Origin of the sequence: Aquimarina gracilis (assembly GCF_035285365.1) — a bacterium.
GTDB lineage: Bacteria > Bacteroidota > Bacteroidia > Flavobacteriales > Flavobacteriaceae > Aquimarina > Aquimarina gracilis.
The window spans coordinates 281119-303000 of sequence record NZ_JAYKLX010000005.1; the positions used below are offsets into that span (position 1 = coordinate 281119).

14 protein-coding genes are annotated in these 21882 nt (G+C 36.3%); all 14 read right to left on the bottom strand.

Annotation, left to right across the window (positions count from 1 at the left end; all coding sequences use genetic code 11):
• Positions 1–119: 119 nt before the first annotated feature.
• Entirely contained in the window at positions 120–578 is a 459-nt protein-coding gene (locus U6A24_RS11810) for a hypothetical protein (protein WP_324180176.1), read from the bottom strand.
• An 87-nt stretch (positions 579–665) separates the two neighbouring features.
• On the bottom strand, positions 666–1136 hold the full coding sequence (locus tag U6A24_RS11815) for a Crp/Fnr family transcriptional regulator (protein WP_324180177.1): 471 nt from the start codon (positions 1134–1136) through the stop codon (positions 666–668).
• 142 nt (positions 1137–1278) lie between these two features.
• The gene (locus U6A24_RS11820; RefSeq protein WP_324180178.1) at positions 1279–2475 is read right to left on the bottom strand and encodes a leucine-rich repeat domain-containing protein; all 1197 of its coding nucleotides are present in this window, start codon (positions 2473–2475) and stop codon (positions 1279–1281) included.
• 152 nt (positions 2476–2627) lie between these two features.
• The gene (locus U6A24_RS11825) at positions 2628–3098 is read right to left on the bottom strand and encodes a YHS domain-containing (seleno)protein (protein WP_324180179.1); all 471 of its coding nucleotides are present in this window, start codon (positions 3096–3098) and stop codon (positions 2628–2630) included.
• Between the two features lie 35 nt (positions 3099–3133).
• Positions 3134–3490, bottom strand: a complete 357-nt coding sequence (locus U6A24_RS11830; RefSeq protein ID WP_324180180.1) for an SPW repeat domain-containing protein — start codon at positions 3488–3490, stop codon at positions 3134–3136.
• 25 nt (positions 3491–3515) lie between these two features.
• Complete coding sequence (locus U6A24_RS11835; RefSeq protein WP_324180181.1) at positions 3516–3869, bottom strand: hypothetical protein; 354 nt, start codon at positions 3867–3869, stop codon at positions 3516–3518.
• A 73-nt stretch (positions 3870–3942) separates the two neighbouring features.
• A complete protein-coding gene (locus tag U6A24_RS11840; RefSeq protein ID WP_324180182.1) occupies positions 3943–4995 on the bottom strand; it encodes a helix-turn-helix domain-containing protein in 1053 nt (350 codons plus the stop codon).
• 141 nt (positions 4996–5136) lie between these two features.
• Positions 5137–6168 carry a M12 family metallopeptidase gene (locus tag U6A24_RS11845; RefSeq protein WP_324180183.1) on the bottom strand — a complete coding sequence of 344 codons (1032 nt, stop codon included), beginning with the start codon at positions 6166–6168 and terminating at the stop codon, positions 5137–5139.
• A 202-nt stretch (positions 6169–6370) separates the two neighbouring features.
• Complete coding sequence (locus tag U6A24_RS11850) at positions 6371–6856, bottom strand: hypothetical protein (protein ID WP_324180184.1); 486 nt, start codon at positions 6854–6856, stop codon at positions 6371–6373.
• 114 nt (positions 6857–6970) lie between these two features.
• Positions 6971–8281, bottom strand: a complete 1311-nt coding sequence (locus U6A24_RS11855) for a lytic polysaccharide monooxygenase (RefSeq protein ID WP_324180185.1) — start codon at positions 8279–8281, stop codon at positions 6971–6973.
• Between the two features lie 60 nt (positions 8282–8341).
• A complete protein-coding gene (locus U6A24_RS11860; protein ID WP_324180186.1) occupies positions 8342–10039 on the bottom strand; it encodes a carbohydrate-binding protein in 1698 nt (565 codons plus the stop codon).
• Positions 10040–10073: 34 nt separating this feature from the next.
• Positions 10074–13709 carry a cellulase family glycosylhydrolase gene (locus U6A24_RS11865; protein ID WP_324180187.1) on the bottom strand — a complete coding sequence of 1212 codons (3636 nt, stop codon included), beginning with the start codon at positions 13707–13709 and terminating at the stop codon, positions 10074–10076.
• A gap of 101 nt (positions 13710–13810) precedes the next feature.
• Positions 13811–19642, bottom strand: coding sequence for an Ig-like domain-containing protein (locus U6A24_RS11870; RefSeq protein WP_324180188.1), 5832 nt, complete (start codon positions 19640–19642; stop codon positions 13811–13813).
• 184 nt (positions 19643–19826) lie between these two features.
• Positions 19827–21878 carry a beta-N-acetylhexosaminidase gene (locus U6A24_RS11875; RefSeq protein WP_324180189.1) on the bottom strand — a complete coding sequence of 684 codons (2052 nt, stop codon included), beginning with the start codon at positions 21876–21878 and terminating at the stop codon, positions 19827–19829.
• Positions 21879–21882 lie beyond the last annotated feature (4 nt).

Genomic DNA, 21882 nt, shown 5'->3' on the forward strand with positions numbered 1-21882 from the left:
AATAAAGTATAGCAATTGTTGTACATAGTTATTCTTCAAAATGGATGGATTGCAAATTTAAAGGCTATAATTACCCCCAAAATCGGTAGTAAGCGGTAGCAGGTATATTTTATGCTGTTTTATTGTGATATGTTCGGTTTTCTGTTTTTAAAATACACATAGAAACTGGTCATAATTGCCAGTGAAGAAAATATAGTCATCACCGTACCTGGAAGGAATTTTACAAAGCCCCCCAAGTCAAGGAAAAGAAAATATCCCAAATCTGCCAAGCCACCGGTTATGGCCGCCAAAAAAATAGCATGTTTATTTCCTTTCCAGATATAAAAAGCACAAATAAAAGTGACAATTCCGATCCAAAACAAATTGAAACCGTGTTGTCCTATAATTGCACCCGAGGCATCAGGATACGCTAATTGTAGCGTATTGGGGTCTACCGCATCAGCGATTCCGGCAATTGACGAAGTGATATCATCGGTTAAAATACCTTTCATGGTCATGATCCCTGCAAGAATATGTACTAATCCCCAAATGATCCATAGCATAGTTGAAATTTTTAATAGTGTTGATAGGTTTTTCATTTGAATCTAAATTTAATAAGATCAAATATCGTACTCTGTCATTCGATATGCATTAATCTAGATTAAGAAATAGAGGTAGTTTCTATATCATTTATTAGTAATTCTCTTACGTTTTACATTACTTAATGCCTCAGGTGTAATGCCAAGGTAAGAAGCAATCATTTTTTGAGGTACACGTTGTGCTATACCCGGATACGTTTCTATAAAATGCTCGTATCGCTCAATCGCCGAGGCACTCATTAACATGATGACTCTTTTTTGTAGAACCAATAATCTGTTAACAAGAGGTTGTACATTTTTTTGTTCACTTTGTATGTCTTTTTCACGGATGATAACAATAGAATCTTCCAAGGCATCTATAAACAAATTGGTTTGTACTTCTGGCGGACAACTATCTGCAATGACCCAACCTTCTGGGGCAAACATGAAAATATGTTCTTTCCCCTTTGCGTCTATAGAATAGCTTCTAAGCAAACCAGATTTTACATGATAAATCTTACTATTTAGCTCTCCGGCCTTTTGAAGAAATTCTCCTCTTTTTATCTTTTTTTGTTTCATTATTTTGAGTCGAATTCAAAAATGGTATCGTATGATTGAATATTGGCTAATGTAAAAATATTATTATGATAACTCGTTGTGTATTTTGTATTTCATTTAGACTTTCTGGTATGATAAGGTGTTGATGTTTTTATACGTATTCTTATCTCAGTTTTTTACTAGGCTCTAGTTGATAGATCGAATTGATTTCTGTAGGGTCTAGAGAAATATTCTTCCCTTCGGTATCAATTTTTTGGATCACTTTATCATTCATACTAGTCAATTTGGTGGTAGTATTAATAGGATTGTCATGAAGCATAATATCTGTAATCCCTTCTAAGTTATACAATGGCCAGAGGTTATCGACCTTATTGTTTTCAAGTAGCAACCATCTTAGGTTTTTCATTTTAGATAAGGCCACGATTGAACTAATTTCATTTCCTGACAAGAATAACTTTTTGAGCTTATGCAGTTTTTCTAAAGCTGTTATATCTGTTATTTGGTTATCTCTTAGGTCGAGCCATTCAATATTTTTTAATCCCATAAGAAAATCAAGGTTTTTAATGTTGTTTTGTCTTAATACGAGAACACCAACATTTTCTAACCTTGATAAGGTTTCAAAATTTTGAACATGGGTGTTCATAAGATTAAGTTGTACAATCTTGATCAATTTTGCAAGCGCTGTGATCTCTGAGATCGGATTTTTTTCGAGAATCAACACTTCTAAGTCCGTTAAGTGTGATAGTGGTGATATATCATCGATTTTGTTATTGGGAATCCAGATACCTTCCAGTTTGGTTAGTTTTTTAAACGGGGACAAATCCTGTAATTGATTGAATCCCATATTGAAATGAGTTAACTTTTTCCAATTCTTGATGATAGATATATCAGATATAGTATTGAAATGCCCGGTTATTCCTTGTATTTTTTTTAGTTTACCCAAAGAAGAAATGTCAGAAACTTTATTCCGATCAAACGAAAGCATCTCTAAGTTAATCAGGTTTTTAATGGATCCAATGTTTTCAATTTCATTTCCATTAATATTCAGATACTCTAGTTTTATAAGATTAGCTATGGGGTCCAGGTTTTTAATTTTATTATTATCTAATCGCAAGTATGTAAGGTTCTTGGCATATTCTAGTCCTTTTAGCGAAATAATTCCTTTACCAACCGCAATAAAACGGGTTAGTGATTCTAAGTCTGACTTCGTAATTTCTCCTGTAGGTTTATCAAAATGTACTCGTATAGCCGTTTCAAGATAAAAATCTGGAATAGTAACGGCTTGTTCTTTTTTTTGACTGAAACTTAAGGAAGTGAATACTAGAAATAAGGCGAAGATATAGCGTTTTGTTTCTTTCATTTTATCAGAATTTTGTTATTAAAGAAAACTTAATATTTCTATCCAACAATTACCAATAAAAGTATGTATATTATTTGTAAGAGCATGTTAATTTATTAACATGCTCTTACATTGTATTAATCCTTGGACAATCTAAAAAAGGATTCCAGTTTTTAATTATGTGTTTTACTCAGTTTACTCCAATTCTTATCGGCTGTATTTTTCAACTTATCATGATTATTTTCTGCCAACCATAATTGTTTGGCATCCAATTCTACATTATTTAAATATAGGTAGTACTTACCATTATTTACAATAAATTTATTGGGGTCAACTCTAAATTTTGCTCCCGCATAAATACCAAAAGCACAAAACCCTCCATATTGAGGCAAGTACTTTGATGGGTTTTTGTCAAAAGTGGCTTTTTGTTCTTTTGATGTAAAATAGTATATTACTTTTTTGTGTTCAGATTTATAGTTTTTATTTCCTCTTTGAGCCAACCCTAAATCAAGGTAAGACACGGGACTATATCCCTGAAGTGCGATATTACTATTATCTATATTATTTGCCATTTTGTCTTGTGCCGATAAGGTAATTGTAAATAAGAATATCGATACTACTATTATTGATGTTATTGTTTTCATTTTTTATATATTTTGATGATTTATTTGATTGTTAATTATTGAATAGCCATTTCTGGTTTATGAAGACTAACTACTATGAGCACCGCTGCTCCATTGATCCAGTAATAATAGGCATCTATTCCCTTGAAAGAAAAAATAAAAGGAGCGGCAATGAATACTACGGCAACTAGAAGATCTACTACCAAATGAAACTGATATGAGATCACTTTATAAACTCCTAACTGGTGATCGGTCAAAAGGGTAAGAACAAATGCTGCGATTCCTGTAGCGACAGACAGTTGCAGAGCAATCGGATTAGAACTTCCCAAACCTAATAAGAAAGGTAAAATTATCAGTGCTATCGCAACGGGATAGTCTAAATATGCATGTATTTTTTTGGTTACAAATTTCATGTTCTACGATTTTTAATACGTTTTACTATTCTGCATTGAAGTATTCTTCTTGAATTACTTTCCCTTCTTCATTCCAAATTCTACGAATGATTTCATGCCAATATATTTTGCTTCCGTCTTTCATATCAAAATCAAATGTAAATTCTGAAGCCGATACATGTTCATCTACAATAGAATGATGATGTGTTATTGCATTGACCTTATTTATGGCACCTGCAAAGTTTTCCATTTTTGAAATCATTTCTGATTTTCCGGTTGTGCTATTGTTCCCATAATCTGATGTGATAGCATCGTCTGCAAAAAATTCTTTTACAGCATCAACAATAGCTCCTTGAGCCACTATTGAATCCATTTTTGTTACTTGGGTTTTAATATCCATCTTTATTTTTTTTGTGAATTAATATGTCACAAAGATGATGGATAATAAGGGTTTAAAGGCTACCAAAAAGACGCTATGAATTGTACTTTTTAGTTTTGAATTGCGAAGGAGTTATTCCTGAATAGTGTTTAAAGAATCTCGAGAAATGATTTGCTTCTTCGAAACCTAGCTTGAAAGAAACGCTAGCAACGCTATCTCCCGCCAGTAACATTATTTTTGCCGTATTTATTAATTCTAATCGGATTAATTGGCCAAGAGAAGTATTCATTTTGGACTGTACTTTTTTGGAAAGAGCTTTTATAGAAAGATTCATTTTATCTGCATAAAACTGTAATGATCGTTCTTGCATATGATATTCTTGTAGTAAAGCAATGATATCTTGTGCAAACAAATCCCTATTTTCGAAATCAAAATTATCTCGAAACTGCTTAGGTGTTTGATTGGTCATATTCTTGAATACACGATTAAAGTATGCATCATCCTTAAAACCTAAATCATACGATATCTCTTGAATTGTTTTATCGGTAAAGGCGATTTCTTTTTTGCTTTCTTTCAACCTCTTGCCAGTTAATAATTTTTTGACAGATAATCCTATTTTATTCTTGATTAAAGCTTGCGCATTATATCCTCTTTGATTTATTAGACTGGTCAATTCGGCACCGGTTAAATGATTGGAATACTCTTTATCAATAATATCTTTTACATCAAAAATGATCTGATATTCTTCTTTGTTTGCCTTAAAAGGATTTTGCCAATACCATTGTTTTGAAGATACGTCGATGATATGAGAAGAATTTTCGGTTATAGATTCTGATAAAAACGCATGACATTGCTCACATTCCATCAAATTAATATACCCCAAAGAAATAAGATGTTTAAATAATACTCGTACATCCTTATTATAGAATTTTGTTTCTTCATAGAACTCTATTTTTCTAATGAGAAATTCATCTGAAAGAAACTTGATGTATTGTCCTTTTTCAAGAAAGATAGCTTTTTCTTGCCAATCAAAGTAGTTTTTAAAATCAACCTGAATACTTCCTTTACCCGATAATATATGTATCAGGCTATGAGTTTCAATAAAGTATACTTTATTGATTTCTGGAGAGAACTTTTCAACTTTCAATTTTTCAGACACTTAATTATACCCTAAAAATAAACATAATTCTACTATAATATTTGGTAATAATAAGGGTTCTATAGTAGTGTAACAAAAAACCCCGAGCTTACATCAGACTCAGGGTTTTTCTCTATTCAAAAACAAGGGTTAACTAATATAATACCAGGTTGTTCCTCTTAATTCTACACGTCTCCAACGACTTTGATTTCTATCATAATACCACCACTGATCATTCCAACGGTATACTCGTACTCCATAAATGGTGTAATAGTTCCCGTTCTCATATTGTTCACCACCTCCATTACCAGGATACATTTTATTAATTCCTTCGAGGTCTCCAGAAGACAATCCGCTTCTTTGCGTACTGTAACCGCTACCATCTTTCTTTGTAATGGTGCGTTGATTATTTTTAGAAAAAGCTCTTGAGCTATACATCATAATAGATCCAAAGTCTAGACTATTGGTATACTCATCACCGTCTCTTCCTCGTTGTACATACGTTTGAAAATTGTGTTCTTTTCCTGATTGAATGTTTTGCCATTGAATTGTGATCCAATTATCTCTATCGGCACGGCTCTGTTCATGCCATAAACCAACGGCATGACCAATTTCATGAATTGTGCTTCCGGTAGAACAACCATCGGCCAAATTGATGTTTTGACGACCACCTATCATTCCTACACTAGACGAGCAACCAGATCCTTTTCTAAAACGAACATAATTACTTTGATTGGTACGCTGTATAAATTTTAATGAAGTATTCGCTTCCCAATGGGCTATGGCGTCGGTAACTCGATACTTTTTTGGAAGATCACTATCAATTGTATAATAAACCGTATTGTTGGGCCATCTTCCACCGGTTCTCCCAACACTTTTATTTACCGGGGCCTCTCCTTCTTCAAAAACAAGTTTTTGAGGTGTTTTGGATAACATGTCTTTCTCAAAAATGATATCTCCTTCGTAAACAAATTTTCCATTAACTTCTTCTATGGCCAATTGTTCACCCGCATGATACATATCTAAAACATTTCCTGTTTGATCTGGAAATGCTATCTCTACAGTTTCATTCTTTGCAGATTCGTTCACTGCATTAATGGATTCATCAAACTGTTCGTTACTACATGAGGAAATTAGTAGCCCTATGAGCAACCATTGTACGAATTTCATTTTAGTCTTCATAATTTGAATTTGTGTTAGGTTTAATTTATTAAGGTTTGTGTATTAATTAATTATCTTATAAAAGTATGTCTGATACTCTATTTATAGTAGTGCTCATTTAGAATTCGGCGTCATCTTTTTAGTATTCGATGACATATGACTTTTTTGAGTTAAATTCTATAAAGTTTTGTATATTAACGGTTTAATCACATCTATTGTAAATTCATTGGGGTACTCTGCAATATTTTTCAATGTTGAAGTAATCTACTTTTAACTCCTCGATCTTCTCTACTCCTTTGGTTATTAAAGTATCACCGCGTATTGTATACTCAAATTCAAAACTATTGCCCTCCCATGCTCTATTATTGAAATACTCAAGATATTCTACATATATATTGTTTTTTAAAAAATACTTCCCTCCACCTGCAACAAATATTGCGGTACTATCTTGTCCCTTGTTCAAATCATGTCTTAAAAACGCAAAATGTGTCTCGTTAATAATTTTTATCATTTCCTGTTGTTGGGTATAATCTATGACCACTGTATCATTACCTTTTATAGTAGTGCCAGATATCAATTTCCAGGTTCCTATTATAGGGTGAGATTCGTTTAATACTTTTTTATGCTCTTCCTTTCTTTCAGAACAGGAACTGCCTAAAATTAGTAGTGCTATAAAAAGATTAAAGGTTATTAATTTTTTACTATTCATCTTTTTTTATTATTATCAACACTCAACTCAATAATAGTGCATGGATAACCATGAATTGTGGAGCAACATATCCATGTACTAAGTTTCATATAGCTTATCTGAATTCCAGTTTTTCTATCTAATGATTATTTTAAATGATGCCAAGGCTCCATTATGATCCTCTAGAATGCATAAATAGATTCCTGGCGATAAGCTTTTAGTATTAAAAGAATGTTCGTATTCTCCAGATAATGTAGGTTCATTTTCGAACAGTTTAAGTACCGTTTGATTGGATAAATTGCGAATAGTCATGGTCAACCTTCTTGGGCTATCTACTTGGTAATTTATAATTGAAACATTTTCAAACAAACTTGATACACTTTTGATTGTGAAAGATTCCTTTATCGAAGTCCTGTTTCTTGTAACACTAGTGCAATCTCCAATATTCTTCCATACTTCCCAAGGGCCAGAAAATTGTTCAGGGTTATTGCCCTTTGTCCACCATTTTGCTTCATATTCTATTCCATTATATGAAACTCTATCGCCTCCTACGTAGATAGCCATGGATAACCAGATCGTTAAGCCATCACAACCATCTCCACCATTACCAACACAAGTTCCTGTAGAAGCATAAGTTGATTGATCACAGATCACGGTAAAATTATTTATCAGATTCCCAGAAACCTCACGAGCCTGCCATTGACTTCCGACAATAGTATTTGTAGTATACGAATCTCCCGCATTGGCTGACCCTTGTAATACATTATTCTGAAAATATTGTAGCGTACAATTTGTAGTATTGGTAAAAGTAACACCTACGGTATCACCCGTAATGCAACCATCTTGACCATTAACCAATATATCACTTACCGAATAAAATGCCTCATGACTCTCATTGTAATCTCTTTGCCATACACTTACCAAAGCTGCTCTTTTACCAATATAAGAATCAGGAATAAAAGATTTAACGATAGTAAATGATGTTGCCGGGCTCGGACCGACATGACCAATTTCTAATAGTTCATTCCATCTTAAAGGTTTTGTGGGATCCCATCCCAAGGGAGTGATATAAACTTTATAATATTGTGTTTTATGAGGCGCCGTATTTTCCCATTTAACATCGATATATCCATGATTGACCCTTGTTGCTGACCAGGCTGTAGTTAAAACATCAAGACAACTAAAATCTATTCCACCACCATTACCTCCGCTAGCAATTTGGCCATCAGGAACGTAATCAGAATGTTTGCCGAAATTGGTATCAGGTTGTAATACTCCCATCCAATTATAAATTGCATCCCCACAAGGTTGACATACACCTGTAGAAGGGTTATTATAACAATGGTATATTCGACTAGGAGGCCAAATAACGGTACCGTGAGAAAATACAGGTTTTGAAAGGCTTATTAAAAACAGAAAAAACAGGAATACTTTGATTTTTTTCATAACATTAAAAATTTGGATTAAAAAATAGTTAAGAAGTAAACTTCGAATAGCATTTTTCATTTATTGCTTTGCAAAACGAGTAGCTTTACCTGTCTTAAAATCTCTAACAATATATAATCCTGACTGTAAACCACTTACATCCAAAATCATCAAATCTTCTTTCCCTTTTACTTCTGTTTCCAGAATAAGTTTTCCGTTGATATCATAAATTCCAAGTAAAGATTTCGGTGTTAAACCTCTTACAGTTAAGGTATTTGAAGTAGGGATTGGATATGCAATTAGTTTGCCATCTCTGATTGTTATATCTTTTGAAATAGCCTTCAATCCATCATTAGTGGTACTGCTTATTCTTAACCAATTGATATTCAATCCCCCAGAAAGCGCTTTTATTGCAATTTGTTGTGCTCCAGCAATTAGGTTTACTGTATGTTGAACCGTAGTCCAGTTTTGCCACCCTCCTGTATTGGGAATATCTAGTATACCATATACCGGTACACCACCAGCTTTTTCCAATTGAAGCGTTCTACCAGTATTAGGACTTGAAACCCTGTATTCAACGGTATAGTTGCCAGTATTAGGTATATTTACATCCCATACCATCCAATCGTTGGTATCGATCCAACCTACATTTAGCCCTCCTTCAGAACAAGCTTCGGTTTGGGTTCCAGATTGTACCACTGTATCTTCTGCTTCAATTAAAATTGACCATAAAGGTGTAGTCGTTTTTGATACTTTAGCAGAACTCATGATATCATTAAACCCTTCATTTACCAAACAATCATCATTAGCAGTCATAGTCAAAGAAGCGCCTGTAAAATTATCATGCTCATAAATGGTGATCTGATATCCATCTTGTACTTGTATCGAAGAAATATCATTATCTACAAACCCTAAAGCTTGTAATTGACTCATGGTATAACTCCCTTCATTAAGAGAAACTGCATAACCATCATAATCACAATGCTGAAAAAGGGTAACCGGACCTGAAGGTGCAACGGTTCTTTGATAAACACGAACATAATCAACCAACATTCGAGCCGGAAATGCTGTATTATCAATATTAAATCCCGGCCAATTCCCCCCAATTGCCATATTGAGCAAAATAAAAAAGTTGTTATGAAACTCTGACGTTCCATTCACTCCATTGGCAATACTGGCTTCGTGATAAAGATTTCCGTCTACAAACCATTTGATTGCCAAAGCATCCCACTCAATAGTATACACATGAAAATTTGTAACTGAATTTACAGGAGTAGCACCTGAATAGTTTGCATAGGTATTATTATGATCTTGCCAGTGAATGGTGCCATGGGTTTGTGTTTCAGTATTCACATGTTCCATGATATCTATTTCGCCACAAGCAGGCCAACCCACAGCTGATATATTGTCTCCTAACATCCAAAAAGCAGGCCATGATCCTATGAATGATGGCATAGCAATTCTGGCTTCAACTTTACCATATTTCCAGGATCTTCTTCCCTGGGTTTTCATTCTGGTCGATGTATAATTAAATCCTCCAATACTCTCACGTCTTGCTGTAATAACAAGATTTCCATTTTCGACTGTAGCATTTTCACGTTTGTAATACTGTAATTCATTATTACCCCATCCAGAATTTCCATTTCCTATTTCGAAAATCCAATCATTACTTATTCCGTTGGTGAATTCATCTTGCCATACCAAAGTCCAATTTTGTGCAAATGCAGTATAACACAATATGAAGGCAAGAAAAGTTAATCTTCTTTGTATTCTATTCATTTTCATACTCATAAGTTTTAACGGTTCCTCATTCTTATTTCTTGATTAACCTTCCACTGTAACTCTTGCTATTTATAGAAGTGGTATAGAAATATAAACCTGGTTCTAAATCTTCCAGATTCAATTTGATAGACGAATTAGGTTTCTTAATATCAAATCTTTTTTGTTTAAAAACCTGAATCCCAACCATATTATATATTTCGATTTCGAAATCAATAATTGGAGAATCTTGAGCAAAGTGAACATAATCTTTTACTGGATTTGGAAACGCCGTAAAGATTTTCATATTAGTAGCTATTGTGTTTACACCTTCCAAGCTTCTACTACCAAGCCCATCAAGATAGGCTCTTACAGCATTTGAAAAGTTTTTATTCTCAAATGCATCCCAATTTATTGACCAACTCATTACTCCGCGTAAAGAAGGGTATGTTTGTGTAAGTGTGTATTGCCCTCCAAAGGCATTTCCTTTAATCAAATAATCTAATGCAGTAGTCACGCCCTGAGCACCCGTATGACCGTTACCTGCATTTACCGTAGCCGGAACGCCAATTAAGATTTGATCTGGTCGCAAAGCAGGAAAAAATTTATTCTGATCTCTTGTAATCGGAAAACCTTTGAGTAACATATCTACTAGAGATACATAAAAATCTGAATTTCCCATACCATAAAATTGATCATCTAGTGCTGTAATAGGCCCTGAGTTATAATACTGAACCTGTAAAAATGTAAGTTTATCTCGTAAGGCATGAATCAAAGGTAAATAAGCTCCCGCTCTACGATCTGCTCCTGTAGAAATACCTCCGTAAAAAGAATACCCCAATTGCACAAAGAATGTCTCAGGTGCCATGGTAAGTATGAAATTGTTACCAAAATGATCGCAAACATTTCTAACGGCATCTATTGTATTTACAATTACGGGAGTAGTTGGATTTTCAAAATCTGTATCCCCTAGATTAAAGGATAGTGATTGTCCTTCAAAATCTATATCCATCCCATCAAAATTATATTCCTCGATGATTGAAATCATAGAAGAAATAAATTTATCGCGTGCAGCAGTGGTATTCAATTGCACCTGTCCTTCGGCTCCTCCAATAGAAATGATTACTTTTTTTCCTTGACCTTGTAAGAATTGAATATCTGATTTTAATTCAGCATCTGTATAGCCAATAGCATCAAAATCTGAAGATAATTCGAATCCAATCTCTCCATCGGTAGGTGAAACTTTGGAAACAGCAAAAGACACATTAATCACATCCCAATTTGGCGATACATCCTTTAATTTTATAAGTCCAGAGCCATTTTGAAAATTATGCCAATATCCATTTAAAACTCTTACAGGTAATCCTGTGGTGGGTGGTGGTGAAACAGTTCCAACTGAAATCATAATTGGAGACGAATCTGTCGATGCATTATCATCATCAGTGGCTTTGGTGGTTAATGTATAATTTCCTGAAGACACGTTATTCCAGGTAATACTATATGGAGCAGAGGTGTCTTCTCCTATTTTAACTCCATTTCTGAAGAACTCAACCAAAACAATATCACCGTCGGTATCTGAAGCAGAGGCTGTAATAGCAATTGAGCTTCCCGACGCAAAAGATTGCCCGTTAGAAGGCGAAGTAATAGCCGTTGTAGGAGGTTCGTTACCATCGGGAGGGTTGCCTCCGCTACATTCACCTACTAGTGTCCAGGCATCTTGCCAATACGCTCCTTCTCCCGGAGCATAGGCCCATGCTGCTCCATTACACCATCCGGAAAATGGATAAGGTTTACACTCGTATTTATTGCCATTGTTTTGAACGACACTACCAGCAACATATCCTCCACTTTCTACATATTGTGGTTCGCTACAGCTAGTGCCACCAGTATCACTTTCTACCAAAATAGTAACTGATGAAGCCGTAGTACTTGCATTGTCGTTATCGATTGCAATAGCAGAAATTGAATGATTTCCAGCAGTAGACAACCATGTGGTCTCGAATGGAGATGAACTAGCTGTGGCTATTATATTTCCATCAACCAGAAAATCAACACTATCAACGTTACCATCACTATCAGCTGCATTAGCGGTAATGATAATAGTTTGTCCTTCAGTATATGTAGTCCCCTCTTGCGGAGCGGTAATGGATATTGTTGGCGGTAGATTATCGGGCACCGTTGATTCTTCCTTAAACGTTATTCGATGTAAATTTAGGTCATCACTATCCATTACAACCCTGAGCACTTGTTGACCAGAGGAAAGGGAAACATTAGCAGAAATCGTCTGCCAAACTTGCCAACCTCCTGTATTAGGAACCACCATGGGACCACTAATGTTTTGGTTATCTATTTCTAAATGAAATTGTCTTCCTGAAGATATTGCCGCTACTCTAGCTTCAACCGTATACATTTTTGTCTCCTGAACATTTACTGTATATTCTAACCATTCGCCTTGTCTTACCCAGCCTATATTGAATCCTCCTTCTGAGCAAGGTTCGATATCCACCTCATCGGTGCGATAAGATCCTCCTTGATTTGAAGGGGTAAGATCATTATAAGCCACGGCAGTACCTCCTAAGTCATAGTTTTCGGCTTCAATAGTACCTGGAATTGAAGCCGGAGTTCCTAAATAAGGAGATTGTGCATCCCCGGAACTTCCTCCTGGAAAATCATCTTCTGGGAATTTAATTTTATCCCGTATCCAGCTTCCTGCTTCTTTTAATCGACTTGTAGTCCATGGGCCTCCAGAGCAAGTTCCGGTTTGCCATACTGCACCCGACCTAAAATCGTCAGAATAATTCCAACTGGTCCAACTTATTTTCTTTTGGCGCATCAAATCAATAAAACGTTGAGTCATTTCAAAATCATTGGGTCCGTCTCCGGTAAATTCTTGACTTCCAAATTCAGTTACAAAAACAGGGAGCTGAGAAGAGGCTTGATCTAAAGTGTTCAAATATGCTTCTTGATGACTTTTTGCATAAAAGTGAAACGTATACATTACATTATCAAACTGCAAAGGGTTATCAATAACATCCTGCAAGTTTCCTTCTCCTGACACTCCAAAAGTTGCCCAACCATGAGTTCCAACTAATACTACTGCATCGTTATCAACACCACGAATTACCGGAATAATTTGATCCGCATAGGTTTTAATTCGGTTCCAATTTACGCCTGTGCCATTAGGTTCATTACACACATCATAAATAATATTGTTTTTATCCCTATGAAGATTAGCAATATCGGTAAAGAATCTTTTTGCATTTTCAAGATTTACATTGGGATCTCCCGGGTTAAGTTGATGCCAATCTACCAGAGCATACATTCCTCTTTCAGTCGCTTCGTTTATTAATCGGCTTACTTGATTTGTAAATCCAACAGGGTCAGTTTCATATCCTCCTTCCTGAACATATAAAGAAATTCGAAGAATATCGGCTTCCCAATCATACGCCAAGGCGTCTAACGAAGATTCGGTTAAACAGTCACCCCAGCCATACCATTGTATACCATGGGTGCTCATACCTCTAAGCTGGATTGGCTTGTTGTATTGATTGCAAAGTTGTGTTCCGCACACTTTAAGTTGACCATTTAATGCTACAGGGGTATTTTGCGCCATAGTCGTAATACCAAAAAGCATGCTGAACACAAATGAAATCAAAATAACATAATTGGCTAATGTATTTTGTGTTTTCATAAATAAGGTTTTAAGATTGAGACATCTACATCAAATAGATGTAAAAAGAATCACCCGAAGACACTTTAATTAATATCATCGGGTGATTAAAATATAGGGGCTTAACGTTTAATAAGCTTTCCTGTAGATTTTCCTGTTGAAGTGGAAATTGTATAGAAGTATAAACCTTCTTCTAGTTTACTCACATCAAAGGTGTTTAGATTACTTCCTTTCTGAAGTTTGGTATTTCGATATTGCAATACCTGGATACCTGTTGCATTAAATATTTGTAGATCAAAAGTTGAGTTTGATACTTCACTTTCTATTTGTAAGTTGATCACATCCCCTGTTACTGGGTTTGGTGAAAGTGTCCCGGTCATGGTATTTTGAGTTTGTATAAGACTGGTTCTACCATCCAAGCCATCTAAATATGCTCTATGCGGATTAGAAAAGCTAAATCCAGCTGCAATATCCCAATTAATCGACCACGTCATTAATCCTCTGAAGTCGGCATAACCTGATGGATTTCTAAGTGTATATCCACCTCCAAAAGACTGACCTTTAATCAAATAATCCAATGCTTTGTGGACTTCGGCTGCAGGAGTAAAACCACCACTTGGTGCGGCAGGTCCGTTAGCCGGTAATCCTATCATTACCTGATCCTGACGTAATGCGGGGAATTGAATTCCATTAACCGGAAATCCTTGTAATAGCATTTCTGCCATAGCCACATGAAAATCTGCTGTAGCCTGTGCATACACCTTATCGTCTAATGCCCGCATAGTTCCTGAATTATAATGCTGTACATGAATATAATCCAAGTTATTACGCAGTGCATAAATCACCGGCAGATATGCCCCGAAAGTGCTGCCGTAAGCAGAATAACCTCCTTGAACAAATGCTGTTTCGGGTGCCATTGATAGTATAAAATCAGAACCGAATTGTGCAAGAATAGACTGGAAAGCATCTATCAAGTGAACTACCTTTGGTCCAACAGGGTTTCTAAAGTCTGTATCTCCCGATCCAAGTACAATAGAACTTCCTTCAAAATCAATATCCATCCCATCGAAGCCATATTCTCTAATTATATTGACCATAGAGCTACTAAAGGTCTGCGCATCAGCAGGACTATCTACATCGACTGCTCCGGTAGCACCTCCCATAGAGATTACAACCTTCTTACCTCTACTTTGTAATAATGCTACGTCATTTTTAAACTCTTGTGCATTTGCATATAAGGCAGGATCTGGTGTAAAAGTCATATTGGCTCCACCAGGTACTGTTGGTATAGTAAAAGCAACATTAATTACATCCCATTTATCCGACACCTCTCTTAACTTAGGAAATGAAGAACCATTGTCAAAGTTATGCCAGTACCCTACTAATAACCTTTTTGGCAAATCTCCTCCAGGATTTGGTGGGTTTGTAGATCCTACTGAAATATTTACCGGAGTAGACTCGCTCGTCGCACTATCATCATCTGTTGCTTTTGCAGTAAGTGTATAACTTCCACTCGCAGCGTTATTCCAGGTAAAACTATACGGACTTGTTGTATCCTCTCCTATTTTAGTTCCATTTCTGAAAAACTCTACTTTAGTTATATTTCCGTCACTATCAGATGCCGAAGCATTTATAGTAATTGTACTTCCTACAGTAAAATTTTGTCCTGTACCAGGCTGGGTAATACTTACTGTAGGAGGAACATTTCCTGGAGGATTGCCTCCACCACATTCACCAACCAATGTCCAGGCATCTTCCCAATAGGTTCCTTCTCCAGGAGCATATGCCCATGCAGCACCATTACACCATCCTGAGAACGGATAAGGTTTACATTCGTAAACATTTCCATTATTTTGTACTTGACTACCAGCGATATACCCACCACTTTCTACATATTGAGGTTCGTTACACTCCCCTCCTGTATCAGTTTGAACGGTAATATTTATTGCAGAAGATGTAGTCGAAGCATTATCATCATCGGTTGCCATAGCTGTGATACTATGATTCCCCGATGTTGCAGTCCAACTCGCTGTAAAAGGCGCCGAGGTATCTTCACTAATCATAGTACCATCAATGTAGAAAGAAACTTTGGTTACATTGCCATCTGTATCATTAGCATTTGCACTAATATTTATATCTTGACCGACAGTAAAAGAAGCTCCTTCTGATGGGTCGGTTACATTTACTGATGGAGGAGTATTATCTCCTGTCGAAACAGTAATTGTAACTGGGGTAGAAGTTGTAACTGCACCGTCATTATCCGTAGCTTTGGCTGTAATTGTATGATTTCCCACAATAGCAGACCAATTTGAACCATAAGGAGATGATGTATCAGAACTAATCAAATTTCCATCAACATAAAAATCCACTTTGGTCACACTACCATCACTATCCGAGGCATTTGCCGTGATATTCACATTAGCTCCCGGCGTATACGTTGTTCCTGTAGCAGGAGCAGTAATTGTTACTTGAGGTGCCACATTATCCGGACCACAAGGGTTACCTGCTACCTCGCTAATTGCAGCTAATAAAGAAGTGTTAGGGTCTGTAGTATCATGAGATAACTCCCACATCATAATACCACCCGCACGATCTAATGCCATTTGAGTTTTAGCTTTTATTGTTGGAATCCCATTGTAGTTATTCCCTTGGAAAGAATCGCTATTTGGATCTGCTCCCTGTGCCAATAATGAAGCATAGCTTTGTGCTTGTGGGCGACTATAAAAAGGCACACCCAATATAGCTTTTTCTTTGGGTAATCCACGACCTAACCAATAATCTAGCCCGCCAGTGGCCTGAGCCATAGATCCATGATTAGGACCATCATATGCCATGATATTTAAGAAGTCGACATCATCAAATACTCCATTAAGTACACCATCAGCATTCCATCCCGAAACTACTACAGCAGCCGTAAGTAATTTACCTCTACTGTGCATCGCCTGACCAAGCTCTTGCATCAATAGCTCAAAATGTTGAGGTTCGTTACCTTCACGTGGATATTCCCAATCCATATCTACACCATCAAGATTGTACTGATTTACAAAATTGACTAGATTGTTGATGAAAGCTGTTCTTGTAGATGGATTTGCTGCCAAAGTAGTAAAGGCAGAATCATTACCATCCATCCATCCTCCTACAGCAATCAATACCTTCACTCCTTGTGCATGTCCAAGCGAAACAATTTGTTGCATTTTTGCCACATTATCAAGAGGTCGTAAGCTACCATCGCTATTTGGTAAAAGGAAAGAGTAATTGATATGAGTTAACTTGTCATATTGTATTGAATTCGCATCTCCTTGCCAACTTGGCGAATATCCTACTACCTTAAAGTTACCGGCTCCATCACAACCTCCACCACCATCAGTAGTCACACTAATATTTACAGCAGTTGAAGTCGTTGTTTTATTTGAATCATCTGTGGCTTTAGCAGTGATACTGTGATTACCTAAAGTAGCCGTCCAACTTGTTGAATATGGCGCTGAAGTATCTTCGGCTATCATGTTTCCATCTACATAAAATTCTACTTTTGAAACCGTACCATCGGCATCTGAAGCATTAGCACTAATGGTAATATTATTACCAACGATAAAGGACTGACCAACGCTTGGCGAGGTAATTGAAACTTGTGGAGCAGCTTGTCCATCTCCGCATGGACCTATTAGCTTCCAGACATTTTCTCTATTGGTAACCGGATCATTATTTTGTGTCCACCACTTTGCTTCATATTCATTGCCTTGATAAGAAACTCTATCACCTCCTGTATACACTTGTCCAGGAACATATGCGGGTGCAGTACAAGAACCTCCTGTTCCTGTTATCTCTATTGAAACAGAGGTAGAACCTACGCCATTTTCATTGTCTGTAGCTTTTACATTTATAGTATGACTTCCTGTAGCTGCATTGTTCCAATTATAATTGTAAGGTGCTGTTGTATCTTCACCTAGAAGCACTTCGCCATCAAAAAATTCTACTTTATTGATAGTTCCGTCAACATCAGAAGCGTTTGCCGAAATTGTTATAGCCGTACCTGCAGAAAATGAATCCCCATTTTGAGGAGAAGTTATCGAAACCGATGGCAGTTCATTTCCTCCAGTTCCAGTAACAGTTATAGCAATCGTAGCCGTAGTACTCGCACCTTTATCATCATAAGCTTTTGCTATTATTGAATAACTCCCCGCAGATACATTAGTCCACGAATAAGAATATGGAGCTGAAGTATCTTCTGATAATAATGTTGTTCCTTGATAAAATTGCACCCTAGTGATACTTCCATCTGGATCACTTGCACTTGCAGAAATATTAATAGTAGAACCAGCAGAAAAGGTTTCGCCCTCATTAGGAGATGTTATGGACACCTCCGGTGGTTGATTACCAACACCACCGCTAGCAAAAACTTCATTTAATGTATTCACTAATGGAGATTTTACATTGGACCATCTTTTTAATTTTGTACCAAAAGACTGGGCAGAACCACTAAATTCAAGATCACCAAATACTGTCCAAATTATGGTTCCGGCTAGGTTATTTGTATTAATAAATTTGGCTTTTTCGGTTATTGATTCTTCATCATCATAGCTTAAAAAGAAATTTCCTTTTACCATATAAGGAACTTTGGCTTGATCATCCCATTTTCTGGTCCAGCCAGTGCCTGGCCCCGTTTTTTGTTTAATAAAAAAATGATTTGGAGTACCGTCATACACTTCTAGAGGCCAATTTGTATAATCGGCAGCTGTGCTTATAGGGCCATCGGGTTGTATGGTAACATTCCTCTTTACCGTCGGAGCATTTAAATCTGCTGTCCCATCTGTGACAACACCTCTACCATAAAAAGGAGCTCCAAAATTAATTTTATATGTAGGCACTCCCATACCTATCATTCTAGTTAATAATGTTTGCCAGTTAAAATCTGGAGCTTCAGCCCCATCATAAGGATATACAGGAGCATTATGTCCTGCAATATTTGACCAACCACCATTAAAATCATAGGTCATCATATTGAAATAATCCATGGTATTGGATAGTCTGGACCAATTGAATCCTTCCAGCTTTTTATAATCTGCGGCCATGGCAGCTGTTATTAACTTGTCTGGACCTATAGCCGCTCTAATTTCTTCTACTAGATTTTCAAAATTTGCATAATCTGCATTGGTTCCTGTAAAATTCATTCCGGGAAAAGGTCCTGGATATTCCCAATCTAAATCAATACCATCAAAGCCCATATTAATAAGCTTTTTACAATCTTCTATGAAGCGTGCTCTTTTAACAGGATCTGCCGCCATTTCGGGAAAATGTTTACACATACTCCATCCGCCTATAGAAGCCATTACTTTAACTCCATTATCATGGGCCAGTTCTAATAAACCTTTGGCTCCACTACCTTCTTTAGGTAAAGGTAATGGCAATACACCACTGAGTCCCCATTCTGGATGTGTCCAGGTATTACCGCCAACTGTAACTTGAAATCCCAGAGCTTCGGCTCTTAGTTTTACTTCTTCATTAATCCATTGAATGGGTTCAATTTCACCAAATAAGATATGAAAATCCCAACTACTATAAACATCTCCATATAGTAAATCGGCAGGTTCTTGAACCGCTCCAGGTTGGTATATATTTTTGTTTCTTAAATCTCCACTATGTAGAGAACCGTCGACTGCTACCCCAAAAAAGGAATAATTTAAGATGGTATATTTTGAATAATCAATGTTTAAATGTGTTAATGCTCCTGCAGAAGGTACTCCTGCGTTAGCCGCTTTCCAGGCATCCCAGTTGGTAATATACCCAATAACTTGTTTGTTATGGTTTGCAGTTGTAGCACTACCCCCGGTATTTACCTGTGCCATTAACAGGTTACCAGTAAGAAATAATAAAATGATTGGAAAAATTTTGAACAATTGGGCCGATCTTTTGGGGATAGCATTCCTCAACCAGTCCCTAGTAGCGATTAGTTTCATGAGTTTATATGGTTTGTGTTTATAATTAAGTCTATGTTAAAAGTATTAACCACAAACCCTAATGCGTAATTTTTTATACAGAAGCACTAAAATGATAGCTAAACAACCTCATTTTTATTACTAATGACATATACGTCAAAACTTTAGCTAAAAGAATAGAAATAGGATAATAAAGTATCAGTCATCACAATTCATTTTTTTTCAAATAGGTAAACAACTTCATAAATGTCCCATAAGCAACAATCTCTACATCGGCATACGGTTCTTTTACTTTAGTCATTAGCTTCATAAATTCGTTACTATCTACTTTTGACACTCCTTCTTGTTTTAGAACTTTAAGAAAGAACGCTGAAATATCTTTAAGTGCAGATGATAGTTCCAGCAATTCACTTACCAAAGGTGTCTTTCCATTAAGCTCTAATAATCCCTCGTGATTTTCGACCCATTGATGCAACATAGGCTCTAATAGCTTTTTAGACATTTTAGGGTTAACAACAAATGTATTTACTCTTTCGTCAAACTTGAATGCATCTGGCGCATCGGTTGTACATGCATCGGCAAATAAGGTAAACGGTGAATACGATTTATATTCTGTACCTCCTTTATTACGGCTATATTTTTGTAAAGGCTGACAGACTTTGGCCAATTTTATAAGTGCATCAATATCATATCCATTAGCAATATTTCTCAATATTACATTTCGGTTTTTTAAATGGGTTAATCCCAATTCTTCTAACCGAAAACTTATAACCGAAAGTCTTTTTCGCATATGAGTTATATCCACAACTGAAGCCGGAGACCAGAATCTTTCGGCTATAGCAGCTGTTCTTGGCCAAATCCTGGAATCTATCGTCAATGGGGTTACCAACTCTCCCCACATAGTAACTTCACCTCCTAATACCTTTTTTTGTTCCTCTTTTGTCAAATCGGAAGATTTTGGCAGGGGGTCAACAAGATAATGATGAGCTATATCGTGCATGCGGTCTATATAATACCCTGTAGACAATATAGAATAATGCCCTTTTTTTGCAGCTATTATCAGTGACTCTCCTGGTTGTAAGCCTTCTTCAACTCCTCTCCAAGAATGAATCACTGCCGATGTTGGCATATCGGGAGTCATAATCTCTTCCCAGCCCACTAATTTTTTATCCAATTTTTCTAATATCTTTTGTAATCTGAGATTGAAATAGGTCTGTAAATCATGATTGGATTCAAAACCATGCTTTTTCTTAAAAGCCATAATTTCTGGATTTTCATCCCAATGTTTTCCTTCATTTTCATCACCCCCAATGTGCACATAAGGATCTGGAAATAAACTAGCTACTTCTTTGAACAAGTCAGAAAGCAACTCATAAGTCTTCTCATTGGTTGGATCTAAAGTAGGATCAAATACACCTGCATATCGTTCTATGTTATATTTGGTATCCTTTTTACTTCCCAATTCGGGATAGGCTGTTAATATAGCCGAGGCATGCCCAGGGACATCCAACTCGGGAACCACTCTAATTCCTCTGTCTGCTGCGTATTGAACTATCTCTTTGATTTCTTCCTGTGTATAATACTGACCATCAGATCCTAATTCGTGTAATTTTGGATGAGATTTAGATTCTATTCGAAAACCCTGATCATCTGTTAAGTGCCAATGGAATACATTTAGTTTTACTGCTGCCATAGCATCCAAATTTCTTTTTAGGACCTCTATTGGTTGATAATGCCTGGCTACATCAATCATTAACCCTCTCCAGGGAAACCTTGGAGAGTCTCTTATTACTAATTCGGGCAAGTAAAAATGATCTTTTTTCGGCGTTGCAAGTTGAAGTAGCGTTTCCAAACCGCGTATTGCTCCGATATCTGTTTCAGACTCCAACATGATGTTGTTAACTGAAATATTTAAAGTATAAGATTCGTTTTCTTCTATAGCTAATTTCCCTCTGCGCTTTACATTAATTATCAAAGAGGGTGTATTTTCCTTTTGTTGGGGAAAACCTTTTTCGAAAAATACACCCGTTCTTCCGCTTAATCGTCTTAAAAAACGCGTAGCTGCAGCGCGTAACCGCTTAGTGGATTCTTTAGGTATTGATACTGTAAAATCTTCTTTAACTATAAATTCTGCTTGCCCTAAGTTAATCTCCTTGGGCCATGGCATCAAATTATATGAATTGTAATCTACTGATTGTGCACTTGTAATTTGTATTGCTGTTAATAACAATAATGTGGCTTTAAACAATTTTCTCATTCAA

Excerpts from the sequence above, each read along its gene's own strand:
- U6A24_RS11810 (WP_324180176.1), bottom strand. The coding sequence starts at position 578 with ATGAAAAACCTATCAACACTATTAAAAATTTCAACTATGCTATGGATC.
- U6A24_RS11815 (WP_324180177.1), bottom strand. The coding sequence starts at position 1,136 with ATGAAACAAAAAAAGATAAAAAGAGGAGAATTTCTTCAAAAGGCCGGA.
- U6A24_RS11820 (WP_324180178.1), bottom strand. The coding sequence starts at position 2,475 with ATGAAAGAAACAAAACGCTATATCTTCGCCTTATTTCTAGTATTCACT.
- U6A24_RS11825 (WP_324180179.1), bottom strand. The coding sequence starts at position 3,098 with ATGAAAACAATAACATCAATAATAGTAGTATCGATATTCTTATTTACA.
- U6A24_RS11830 (WP_324180180.1), bottom strand. The coding sequence starts at position 3,490 with ATGAAATTTGTAACCAAAAAAATACATGCATATTTAGACTATCCCGTT.
- U6A24_RS11835 (WP_324180181.1), bottom strand. The coding sequence starts at position 3,869 with ATGGATATTAAAACCCAAGTAACAAAAATGGATTCAATAGTGGCTCAA.
- U6A24_RS11845 (WP_324180183.1), bottom strand. The coding sequence starts at position 6,168 with ATGAAGACTAAAATGAAATTCGTACAATGGTTGCTCATAGGGCTACTA.
- U6A24_RS11850 (WP_324180184.1), bottom strand. The coding sequence starts at position 6,856 with ATGAATAGTAAAAAATTAATAACCTTTAATCTTTTTATAGCACTACTA.
- U6A24_RS11855 (WP_324180185.1), bottom strand. The coding sequence starts at position 8,281 with ATGAAAAAAATCAAAGTATTCCTGTTTTTTCTGTTTTTAATAAGCCTT.
- U6A24_RS11860 (WP_324180186.1), bottom strand. The coding sequence starts at position 10,039 with ATGAATAGAATACAAAGAAGATTAACTTTTCTTGCCTTCATATTGTGT.
- U6A24_RS11865 (WP_324180187.1), bottom strand. The coding sequence starts at position 13,709 with ATGAAAACACAAAATACATTAGCCAATTATGTTATTTTGATTTCATTT.
- U6A24_RS11870 (WP_324180188.1), bottom strand. The coding sequence starts at position 19,642 with ATGAAACTAATCGCTACTAGGGACTGGTTGAGGAATGCTATCCCCAAA.
- U6A24_RS11875 (WP_324180189.1), bottom strand. The coding sequence starts at position 21,878 with ATGAGAAAATTGTTTAAAGCCACATTATTGTTATTAACAGCAATACAA.